The organism is Streptomyces sp. NPDC048331 (assembly GCF_043201215.1).
In the GTDB taxonomy this organism is placed as follows: Bacteria; Actinomycetota; Actinomycetes; order Streptomycetales; family Streptomycetaceae; genus Streptomyces.
On sequence record NZ_JBICYT010000054.1, the window covers coordinates 26,808 to 36,594 of the forward strand.

The following is a 9,787-nucleotide window of genomic DNA, read 5'->3' on the forward strand; positions in this document are numbered from 1 at the left end:
GGCGCGCACAGGCCGCCGTGAGGCATCACGGCGGGGACGCGAGCGCGTACACAGGCGCCGGGCGCCCTCGTGGGGCGCGGGCGCGCCCGCCGGGCGCCAGGGCGTGTCAGCGCGCGGAATAGCGCCCGGAGGCCGCCAGAGGGCCGTCCTCGCGGGATATTCGGCCCGCCGCGGCCTTCCGGGCGTCGCGGGCCGCACGGGAGGCCCGGCGGGCCTCCCGGCGGCGGCCGCGCGCCGTGCTGCTCGGCTCCGACAGGACCCCGTACCGCTGGTTCCAGGTCTGCCGGGTGATCCACACGTCCAGCACGCCCCAGGTGGCCACGATCGTCCCGGCTATCGCGCCGAGACCCATCGGGAGGGCCAGCCAGGACCCGGTCAGGGTCAGGAAGAACGTGATCGTCGCCTGCGTCAGGGTCACGGACACGATCAGCACCGCCCGCACCGCGGACGTCCGTACCGAATCCGGCATCCGGCGCCGCCTGGCCGGCTCCTCGACCCACAGTCCCCGCCCGGCCGAGCCGGCACCCAGGCCCGCACCCACACCGCCGCCCTCGTCACTGCTCATGGTCCGCTCACTCCCCACCGCGCGGTCCGTCATGCCTGCTCGCCGTGTCCACTTGTCACGTGACGCGTCTGCCCCGCCACAGCCGTCCCTCACGTCCGTGCCGACGCGCCCCTCGAACAGACAGACGTTCGGCGGCGCCGGGAGATTCCCGGATCGCGGATACCTTCTCGCGCCGGAATGATCGCGGAACGAATAATTCCAGCCATCCATCGGGTTGCGGGAACCGACGCCCCACCAAGTGTCATCTGCCACATATCGGGCCGCTCTTGACCGGAAGTGTCGGACAACTGGTGATCTTCCTCCCGGGGTCAGGCCGAAAACGTCCGGACACGCCTTCGAAGCTGCCCCGCAGCAGTAGTAGGCTCACGCCGTTTAAATGACGGAACACCGACCCCCGGTAACGGGGTTGACCTGGGGGAGGCTGGGGAGGCCATGCGCTTTCGCGGGAAGTCCATCCGCCGGAAGATCGTGGCGTTGCTCCTTGTGCCGCTCGTCTCCCTGACCGCCCTCTGGGGCTTCGCGACAGTCATCACCGGCCGAGAGGCCGTCCAACTCTTCGACGTGGCCTACATCATCGACAAGGTGGGCTACCCCGTCGAGGACGCCGTCCGCGTCATCCAGAAGGAACGGCGCCAGACCCTGGTCGTCCTCGGCGACCCCCGGGCCGCCGCCGCCACGGCCGAACTCGCCAAGCGTCGCGCCGAGACCGACCTGACGGTCGAACAGATCAGTGTCAGCGCCCGCGACTCCAAGGTCATCGACGAACTGAGCCCGCAGAGCGCCCAGCGCCTGCGGTCGATCGTCGCCGCCTTCCAAGGCATCGGCACCATGCGCCGCTCCGTCGACCAGAACGCCCTGGACCCCACGCAGGCCCTGGATCTCTACAACCGACTGGTCGACCCCTGCTACGACTTCCTCATGAACCTCCACGGCCTGGACAACGTGGAGGTGGACAAGGAAGGCCGCGCCCTCGTCGGCATCAGCCGCGCCCGCGAACTGCTCTCCCGCGAGGACGCCGTCATCGCCTCCGCCCTCGCCGCGGGCAAGATCACCGCTCCCGACATCCGTCACGTCTCCGACTTCGCGGCCAACCGCTCCCTGCTCTACGAGTTCAACCTCGTGACGCTCCCCGCCGAGGACCGGCAAAGCTTCGAGCAGTACTGGAAGGACCCCGAGACCCAGCCCCTGCGCGACGCCGAGGAGCGCTTCATATCCGGCGGCGCGGTCAACAAGCCGCGCAACCTCACCGCCGCCCAGTGGGACGAGGCCTCCACCAAGGTCCTCGAAGACCTCGGGGCCATGAACACGGCCGCCGGCGACCGCTACCAGGAGCGCATCGAGCCCGTCGCCACGGACGTCATGATCCAGGCCGCCGCCGCCGGCATCCTCGGCTTCCTCGCCCTGGTCTTCTCCCTCGTCCTGTCCGTGCGCATCGGCCGCGACCTCGTGCGCGACCTGTCCCGGCTGCGCAAGGAGGCCCACGAGGCCTCCGGCGTCCGCCTGCCCAGCGTGATGCGCCGCCTCGCCGCGGGCGAACACGTGGACGTGGAGACCGAGGCACCCCACCTCGAATACGAGAAGGACGAGGTCGGCCAGGTCGGCCAGGCCCTCAACACCCTCCAGCGCGCCGCCGTCGAGGCCGCCGTCAAGCAGGCCGACCTGCGCCGCGGCGTCTCCGAGGTGTTCGTCAACCTGGCCCGCCGCAACCAGGTGCTGCTGCACCGCCAGCTGACCCTCCTCGACACCATGGAACGCCGTACCGAGGACACCGAGGAGCTGGCCGACCTCTTCCGCCTCGACCACATGACCACCCGCATGCGCCGGCACGCCGAAGGCCTCGTGATCCTCTCCGGCGCCGCCCCCTCCCGCCAGTGGCGCAAGCCCGTCCAGCTCATGGACGTCGTACGCGCCGCCGTCGCCGAGGTCGAGGACTACGAGCGCATCGAGGTACGCCGCCTCACCCGCCTGGGCATCGTCGGCCCGGCCGTCGCCGACGTCACCCACCTCATCGCCGAACTCCTGGAGAACGCCACCGTGTTCTCGCCGCCGCACACCGCGGTCCAGGTGCACGGCGAACGCGTCGCCAACGGCTTCACCCTGGAGATCCACGACCGCGGCCTCGGCATGACCCCGGAAGCGCTGCTCGACGCGAACCTCCGGCTCGCCGAGACCCCCGAGTTCGAGCTCTCCGACACCGACCGCCTCGGCCTGTTCGTCGTCAGCCGCCTCGCGCAGCGCCACAACGTCAAGGTCGTCCTCCAGCCCAGCCCGTACGGGGGCACCACCGCGGTGCTGTTCCTGCCCGCCGCCCTGCTGACCGAGGCCCCCGAGACCAACGGCGCCGGCGCCCGCTTCGACGGCGCCCGGGCCGCGGCCAAGCCCCTCAGGTCCGACAAGCCCGGCCACCTCGGCCGCGCCGGGTCCGAGCGAACCGCGCCCGCCGCCATGGAGCGCGCGACGTCCGGCCGCCCGCTGCCCGTCGCCGAACTGCGCGGCCCGGTCGAGCTGGAGGCCCCGCTCCCGACCAACGGCCTCAACGGCCTGAACGGTCGGGACCGGCTGGACGGCCTCGACGACCCCGCCGTGCACGACGACGCCCCCACGGCGATCACGAGCCGCACCGGCGGCGCCGCTCGCCCGGTCATGGCGACCCTCGACGACGAGACCCCGCCGAACGGCATCCCGCGCAGCGCCCTCCTGGGCCTGCGCCCGGCGGACCGGCCGCACACCGACCGGCACGTGGACCGTGGTGCCTCCCGCAAGGGCGACCGCGACCGCGAGTCGCTCGCGCCCACCGGCCCCGTCCGGCTGGACACCCAGCGCGTGGAGGCCCCGCGTCAGGACGGCCCCCGCTCCCAGGGCGCCGTACCGCTGCCGCGCCGCCGCCCGACCCCGACTCTGGTCGCCGACCACGGCCGCCGGGTGGACCCCCGCCCGGTGTCCGTGGTCCCGCAGCCCGCCCCGGCCTCCACGGCCGGACCCGAAGCCGGCTCCGACGCACCCGGCCCCGGCATCGGCGGGCTGCCCCGCCGGGTCCGCCAGGCGAGCCTGGCGCCCCAGCTCAAGAAGTCCCCGTCCGCCGCACCCGCCGAAGCCGCCCCCGACCAGGTGGCCGACCGCGACGCGGAAGACGTCCGTACGCGCATGTCCGCACTCCAGCGTGGCTGGACGGCGGGCCGCAACCAGCACGCACAGCAGAAGTCCGAGACCGAGGCAGGCACATCCGCCGCCGGCGGTCCCGCGAACGAGAACGAAGGGGACGGTCGATGACCGCACCGCAGACCGGCAACGACACCAGGGGCCGCGGCTCCGGCCCGCTCAACTGGCTCCTCGACGAGCTCGTCGACCGGGTCGGCTCCATCCGCAAGGCGGTGGTCCTCTCCGGCGACGGCCTGCCCACCGGCAGCTCCAAGGACCTGACCCGCGAGGACAGCGAGCACCTGGCCGCGGTCGCCTCCGGCTTCCACAGCCTGGCCAAGGGCGTCGGCCGGCACTTCGACTCCGGCCGGGTCCGCCAGACCGTCGTCGAGCTCGACGAGGCCTTCCTCTTCGTCATGGCCGCGGGCGACGGCAGCTGCCTGGCCGTCCTGGCCGACGCCGACTCCGACGTCGGCCAGGTGGCGTACGAGATGACGCTGATGGTCAAGCGCGTCGGCGACCACCTGGCGACCGCCCCGCGCACCGGGCTGCCAGCCGGAGGGTGAGTCGTAGGGCATGAGCGATTCAGGCCAGGACCACCCCACGGACACCCCCGCCGGCTTCCCCGTCGAGCCGTCCTACCCCGACCACGACCACGACCCGGACCACGATCCGGACCTCGACCACCTGGACCCCGACCACGCGCACTGGTTCGACGACGACGCGGGGCCCGTCGTCCGCCCGTACGCCATGACCCGCGGCCGGACCAGCCACGCGGGCCAGCACCGACTCGACCTGATCGCGCTCGTCGTCGCCGAACCGGCGGCCGACGATCCGGTCTGGGACATGACCCTTTCCCCGGAACACGCCCACATCCTCGGGCTGTGCCGGGGCCGACCGCAGTCGGTCGCCGAACTCGCGGCCGATCTCGACCTCGCGGTCGGGGTCGTCCGCGTCCTGATCGGCGACCTGGTCGATGAGGAACTGGTCCACGTGACCAGGCCGGTACCACCGGCAGAACTGCCCGATGAATCCATTCTGCGTGAGGTGATCGATGGCCTTCGGGCGCTTTAGCCGCACCGGTGCCATGCACGCGGTGTCGCCGGTCGAGCCGCTGACCTTGAAGATCCTGGTCGCGGGCGGCTTCGGGGTGGGCAAGACCACCCTGGTCAGTGCGGTGAGCGAAATCAGACCCCTGCGCACCGAGGAACGGCTCTCCGAGCCGGGCGTCGGTGTCGACGACACCGGGGGAGTGGAGGGCAAGAGCACCACCACCGTGGCCATGGACTTCGGGCGCATCACGCTCCGCGAGGATCTGGTGCTGTACCTGTTCGGCACGCCCGGGCAGGACCGCTTCTGGTTCCTCTGGGACGAGCTGGCGCAGGGTTCGCTCGGCGCCGTCGTCCTCGCGGACACCCGTCGCCTCGCCGACTGCTTCGCCGCGATCGACTACTTCGAGCGGCGCGCGATCCCGTTCGTCGTCGCGGTCAACTGCTTCGACGGAGCCGACCGGCACCCCGTGGTGACCGTACGGACGGCGCTGGACCTCGACCCCGGGGTGCCGGTGCTGCTGTGCGACGCACGGGACCGGGAATCGGTGAAGGACGTGCTCGTGGGGGTCGTGGAACACGCGATGTCCCTGGCGCGCGAACGCCGCCGGAGCCTCTCCGCGGGAGCCTGACACGGAGGCGGCCCGTACCCCCGCCGACTGGGGTACGGGCCGCAGCTCTCACGGGGGGACCGGGGTCCCGGTCGCGGCGCGGGACTGTGGAGCGAGTGTGAACCCGCTGCCGGGTGTCGTCAAGCGTCAGGACAACACCGGCAGTTCAGCGCACGGCCACGATGGCCGACCCGTGCCCGAACAGGCCTTGGTTCGCGGTGATCCCCGCCCGCGCACCCGGCACCTGCCGCTCCCCGGCCGTACCGCGCAACTGCCAGGTCAACTCACACACCTGCGCGATCGCCTGCGCCGGCACCGCCTCCCCGAAGGAGGCCAGCCCGCCACTGGTGTTGACCGGGATCCGACCGCCCAGCGCCGTCGCCCCCTCCCGTACGAGCTTCGCCCCCTCACCCTCCCCGCACAGCCCGATGTCCTCGTACCACTCCAGCTCCAGGGCGGTGGACAGGTCGTACACCTCGGCGAGCGAGAGGTCGTCCGGGCCGAGCCCGGCCTCCTCGTAGGCGGCACGCGCGATCGAGGACCTGAAGGACCCGGCCGCCGGCGCCACCGCCACCGCCGAGTCGGTCGCGATGTCCGGCAGATCCAGCACCGTACGCGGATAGGTGGGCGTCACCGTCGAGACGGCCCGGATCCGCACCGGATCGGCCACCCCGCGCGCCCGCGCGAAATCCATGCTGGTGAGCACCAGGGCCGCGCCCCCGTCGGAGGTGGCGCAGATGTCGAGCAGGCGGAGCGGATCCGCGACCACCGCCGAGGCGGCGACCTCCTCCGCGGTGACCTTCTTCCGGTAACGGGCCTGCGGGTTGAGCAGCCCGGCCGCCGCGTTCTTCACCTTGACCTGGGCGAAGTCCTCCAAGGTGTCTCCGTGGAGGGCCATCCGACGCCGGGCGTAGAGGGCGAAGTAGGCCGGGTTGGTGGCGCCGAGCACACGGAACCGCAGCCAGTCCGGATCGTCGGGGCGGTCACCGCCCGCCGGTGCGAAGAACCCCTTGGGCGCGGCGTCCGCACCGACCACGAGCACCACGTCGGCCAGGCCCGCCAGGATCTGCGCGCGGGCGGCTCCGACGGCCTGGGCGCCGGACGCGCAGGCCGCGTACACGCTGGTCACCCGCGCGCCCTGCCAGCCGAGGGCCTGGGCGAAGGTGGCGCCCGCCACGTATCCCGGGTATCCGGAACGCACGGTGTCGGCGCCGACGATCGACTGCACCTGCGTCCAGTCCAGCCCGGCGTCGTCCAGCGCCGCCCGCGCGGCGGCCCGCCCGTACTCGACGAAACTGCGGCCCCATTTGCCCCAGGGGTGCATTCCGGCCCCGAGGACGGCGATGTCGGCGCTCACGCGGCGCCTCCCACCGGCCGGAACCGCCAGGTGGTCCGGACGGTCCCGGCCGTCCCCGCGTCCTCGTTCAGTACGCCCCCGACCACCTCGACCTCCATCCCGACCGCCAGATCGGCGACCCCCACCCCGGGCGCCGCCTGGCCCAGGACCACCATCCCCTCGGCCTCCAGCTCCACCGCGACCAGCGTGTACGGCTCCCAGGGCACGGCCGGGTCGGACACGTACGGCGCCGGCGGCCGGTAGCGCCCGTCGGTGTAGGACCAGACCCGGCCCCGCGGGGACAGCGGGACCTCGGCGAGCTCACCGCCCCCGGGGCAGTGCGGATTGCGGCAGTACGCGTCCTCGCGCGGGAAGAACACCGCGGTACAGGCCGAGCACCGGGTGCCGAGCAGCCGGAAGCCCCCGCCGTCCGGCGCGTCCTCGGTGAACCACCCGCTCACGACGGGTGTGCGTGTCCGTGCCACGATGCCCCTCCCGGATCAGCAATCTGACGGATCGTCAGAAGTCTGCCACGGGGGAGCGGTCCTGACACGGGTTCTCGGCAAGCCACTTCTGCGCGATCTCGCCCAGCTCCGCGTCGCGACCGGCCAGCATCATCCGGATCATCCGGGCGTCCCCGCGCAGCGACCACGCGGGATGACCGAAGGTGGCGGGATTGTTCCCCTCGATCAGGAAGTGCGCGGGCCAAGCGGTCCCGTACCCGATCAGGGGGAGTGCGGCGAGGTAGCGTCGGCGGCCGCGCGCCAACCCGTAGGTGGTCACGGCCAGGCCGGTGAGGGTACCGGTGAGATGGATCCAGCGGGTGGCGGCGCGCGAGTGCATCGCGACGTAGTACGGCCAGAATTCCTCGTACGAGGTGAAAGTCATGCGAGCACGGTACTCACGGCGGGAGTGCGGCGACAGGGGCGAGGAGGTCGCGATCCCGCCCGCCCGGCGAGGGCCGCGCAACCCCCCACGTCCGCACACCGCTTGGCATACGATCGCCGGATGTCGGCACACCTGAAGGACTCGCACTGCTCCACCTGCGGAGCGCCGTACTCCACCCCTGGGTGGCCCCGCGCCTGCGCGGCCTGCGGGGCCACCGCCTACCGCAACCCGCTCCCGGTGGCCGTCACCCTCCTCCCCGTCGAGGACGCGGACGGCACCGGCCTCGTGGTCATCACCCGCACCATCGAGCCGGCTCTCGGAGGCGTCGCCCTCCCCGGCGGATTCATCGACTTCGGCGAGGACTGGCGGGACGCCGTCGTCCGTGAACTCTTCGAGGAGACCGGCATCACCGCCCCCGCCTCGGAGGTCGACCTCGCCGACGCCCTGAGCTCCCCGGCGGGCCATCTCCTCCTCTTCGGCCTCCTCCCGGCCCGCCCGGCCGCGGACCTCCCCGCCTCGAAGCCGACGGACGAGACCACGGGCTGGCACGTCCTGCGCACCCCGTCGGAGCTGGCCTTCCCCCTCCACACCCAGGCGGCGGCGTCCTGGTTCGCGGGCAAGTACGCCTGAGCCCGGCGTCCGGCGCCGCCCGGCACCCTGCTCCGGACGCGGTGGGCCGGGCCGGCCCACCGCGTCCGGAGCCCGTCGGGCGGACGTCAGTGCCAGTTGCTGATCTGCACGTCGCGCGGGTGCGGCGCGCCGGAGCCCGTCTCCACCAGGGACTTCAGGCTCATCAGGAAGATCGCCCACTTGGTGCTGCAGTGGTTCATGAACTCGACCGGTTCGCGCCAGCCCGCGTGCGCGAACATGAGGATCGTCCACTCGCCTTCCCGCGTCAGCTCGAAGTTCACCGTCGTCCCGACCCACTCGGCCGGACCGTCGACGACCTCCCACAGCACCCGCGCGTTCGGCCGCAGGTCGAGCACCTTCATGTCGAAGCCGCCGACGTCGCCGAACCGGAATTCCAGGACCCCGTCGCCGGACCCGCTCGTGTCGGTCGTCCACCACGCGGCCAGGCCCTCGACCGTGGTGAGCGCTTCGTACACCTTCTCCGGGGTCGCCATGATTCCTACCCGGTGCAGGATGTCCACCATCTCGCTCTCCTCCTTCTCGGTGTGCTTCTCGGTGTCCTTCTTCGTGTACTCGGTCGTGTCACCGCTCCGCGTTCTTGGCTCGTTGGATCGCCTCGGCGAGGTTCTTCACGCGCCGCAGGCGGGCGTCCCACATCTCGCCGACGGAGTTCAGCTGCGCCACGGCGCGGGCCAGTTGCGCCTCGTCCACCTGGTAGCGCTTCTCCCGTCCGGCCGGCGCGGACCGGACCAGGCCGACCCGGTCGAGCACGGCCAGGTGTTTGGTCACGGCCTGCCGGGTCACGGGCAGGTGTGCGCTGAGGGTCGTCGCCGTCCCCTGGCCGTCGGCCAGCAGGAGGTCGATCATGCGGCGCCGGGTCGGGTCGCCTATCGCGGACCAGAGGTCGTCGTCGACGGCGGTGCTCATCGTGCGGCCGCCAGCCGGTCGGCGGTCGCGACCAGGCGCGGGAGGTAGAAGTCCCAGCCCTGCCGGTGGTCCTCGTAGTGGGCTTCGAGCACCGCGGCCTCCCAGCCCCGCTCGCGGTAACCGCTCTCGCGGAAGTGGACCCTGGTCCCCTTGTCCGTGGGGACGAGCTCGAAGGTCACCAGCAGGGAATTGCCCGGACCCGCCACCTCGGTCTTCGCCTCCGACCCTGCCTCCGTCTCCGCCTCGTCGTAGGTCCAGCGGAACGAGAACAGCCGCGGCGGGTCGGCCTCCACGACCGTGAACGGCGCGGACTGCTGTCGACCGGTGTTCTCGTCGGTCCACGTGAGACGGGCCGTCGCGCCCGGGGTCGCCTCGAACGCGGTGTCGGCGCTCCACCACTCGCGGATGTGCTCGGGGCTGCTGAGCACCTCGAACACCACCTCGGGCGAGGCGTCGATGTGCAGCTCGCGCTCGATGCTCCCGTACTCCATGACCGTCTCCATCTTTCGCAACCTTTGGTTGCGTATAAAGCTAGCCCACCTCCGACCGATACGCAACCGATGGTTGCGTATCGGTCGGAGGTGGGCGCGCCGCCGCAGGCCCCCCCGGGCGCCCACAGCCCCCCGACGGGGACCCCCCCCCC

At 72.3% G+C, this 9,787-nt stretch carries 12 protein-coding genes; 5 read left to right on the forward strand and 7 right to left on the reverse strand.

The genetic code is table 11. The features are described from left to right. Nucleotides 1-106 precede the first annotated feature (106 nt). Complete coding sequence (locus ACGFYY_RS38675) at nt 107-565, reverse strand: hypothetical protein (protein WP_365281277.1); 459 nt, start codon at nt 563-565, stop codon at nt 107-109. 432 nt (nt 566-997) lie between these two features. Here ACGFYY_RS38675 and ACGFYY_RS38680 point away from each other — a divergent pair, with 432 nt between their 5' ends. Genes ACGFYY_RS38680 through ACGFYY_RS38695 form a run of 4 tightly spaced genes read left to right on the forward strand, consistent with a single transcriptional unit; the run spans nt 998 to nt 5,384 of the window. Then, nucleotides 998-3,835 carry a nitrate- and nitrite sensing domain-containing protein gene (locus ACGFYY_RS38680; protein ID WP_393716872.1) on the forward strand — a complete coding sequence of 946 codons (2,838 nt, stop codon included), beginning with the start codon at nt 998-1,000 and terminating at the stop codon, nt 3,833-3,835. Further along, on the forward strand, nt 3,832-4,269 hold the full coding sequence (locus ACGFYY_RS38685) for a roadblock/LC7 domain-containing protein (protein WP_030016314.1): 438 nt from the start codon (nt 3,832-3,834) through the stop codon (nt 4,267-4,269). Before ACGFYY_RS38680 ends, ACGFYY_RS38685 begins: the two co-directional genes overlap by 4 nt. Nucleotides 4,270-4,279: 10 nt before the next feature. Further along, entirely contained in the window at nt 4,280-4,777 is a 498-nt protein-coding gene (locus ACGFYY_RS38690) for a DUF742 domain-containing protein (RefSeq protein ID WP_393716874.1), read from the forward strand. After that, nucleotides 4,758-5,384 (forward strand): ATP/GTP-binding protein, encoded by a 627-nt coding sequence (locus tag ACGFYY_RS38695; RefSeq protein ID WP_030016310.1) that lies wholly within the window; start codon nt 4,758-4,760, stop codon nt 5,382-5,384. Before ACGFYY_RS38690 ends, ACGFYY_RS38695 begins: the two co-directional genes overlap by 20 nt. A gap of 145 nt (nt 5,385-5,529) precedes the next feature. On the opposite strand, the gene ACGFYY_RS38700 is transcribed toward ACGFYY_RS38695, so the two are convergent. Genes ACGFYY_RS38700 through ACGFYY_RS38710 form a run of 3 tightly spaced genes read right to left on the reverse strand, consistent with a single transcriptional unit; the run spans nt 5,530 to nt 7,587 of the window. After that, nucleotides 5,530-6,720: a lipid-transfer protein gene (locus ACGFYY_RS38700; protein ID WP_393716877.1), complete on the reverse strand. Its 1,191-nt coding sequence runs from the start codon at nt 6,718-6,720 to the stop codon at nt 5,530-5,532. Further along, a complete protein-coding gene (locus ACGFYY_RS38705) occupies nt 6,717-7,184 on the reverse strand; it encodes a zinc ribbon domain-containing protein (RefSeq protein ID WP_365279378.1) in 468 nt (155 codons plus the stop codon). The genes ACGFYY_RS38700 and ACGFYY_RS38705 overlap by 4 nt, the downstream gene beginning before the upstream one ends. A 34-nt stretch (nt 7,185-7,218) precedes the next feature. Then, complete coding sequence (locus ACGFYY_RS38710) at nt 7,219-7,587, reverse strand: Mpo1-like protein (RefSeq protein ID WP_393716879.1); 369 nt, start codon at nt 7,585-7,587, stop codon at nt 7,219-7,221. 120 nt (nt 7,588-7,707) lie between these two features. Here ACGFYY_RS38710 and ACGFYY_RS38715 point away from each other — a divergent pair, with 120 nt between their 5' ends. Further along, entirely contained in the window at nt 7,708-8,217 is a 510-nt protein-coding gene (locus ACGFYY_RS38715) for an NUDIX domain-containing protein (protein WP_393716881.1), read from the forward strand. 86 nt (nt 8,218-8,303) lie between these two features. Here the strand turns inward: ACGFYY_RS38715 and ACGFYY_RS38720 are convergent, their stop codons facing one another. From ACGFYY_RS38720 to ACGFYY_RS38730, 3 genes are read right to left on the reverse strand one after another with little or no spacing between them, the layout of a single operon-like run. Next, on the reverse strand, nt 8,304-8,741 hold the full coding sequence (locus ACGFYY_RS38720; RefSeq protein WP_393716883.1) for an SRPBCC domain-containing protein: 438 nt from the start codon (nt 8,739-8,741) through the stop codon (nt 8,304-8,306). Nucleotides 8,742-8,799: 58 nt separating this feature from the next. Beyond that, on the reverse strand, nt 8,800-9,144 hold the full coding sequence (locus ACGFYY_RS38725) for an ArsR/SmtB family transcription factor (protein WP_393716885.1): 345 nt from the start codon (nt 9,142-9,144) through the stop codon (nt 8,800-8,802). Then, a complete protein-coding gene (locus ACGFYY_RS38730) occupies nt 9,141-9,647 on the reverse strand; it encodes an SRPBCC domain-containing protein (protein WP_393716887.1) in 507 nt (168 codons plus the stop codon). Before ACGFYY_RS38730 ends, ACGFYY_RS38725 begins: the two co-directional genes overlap by 4 nt. Between the last annotated feature and the right edge of the window lie 140 nt (nt 9,648-9,787).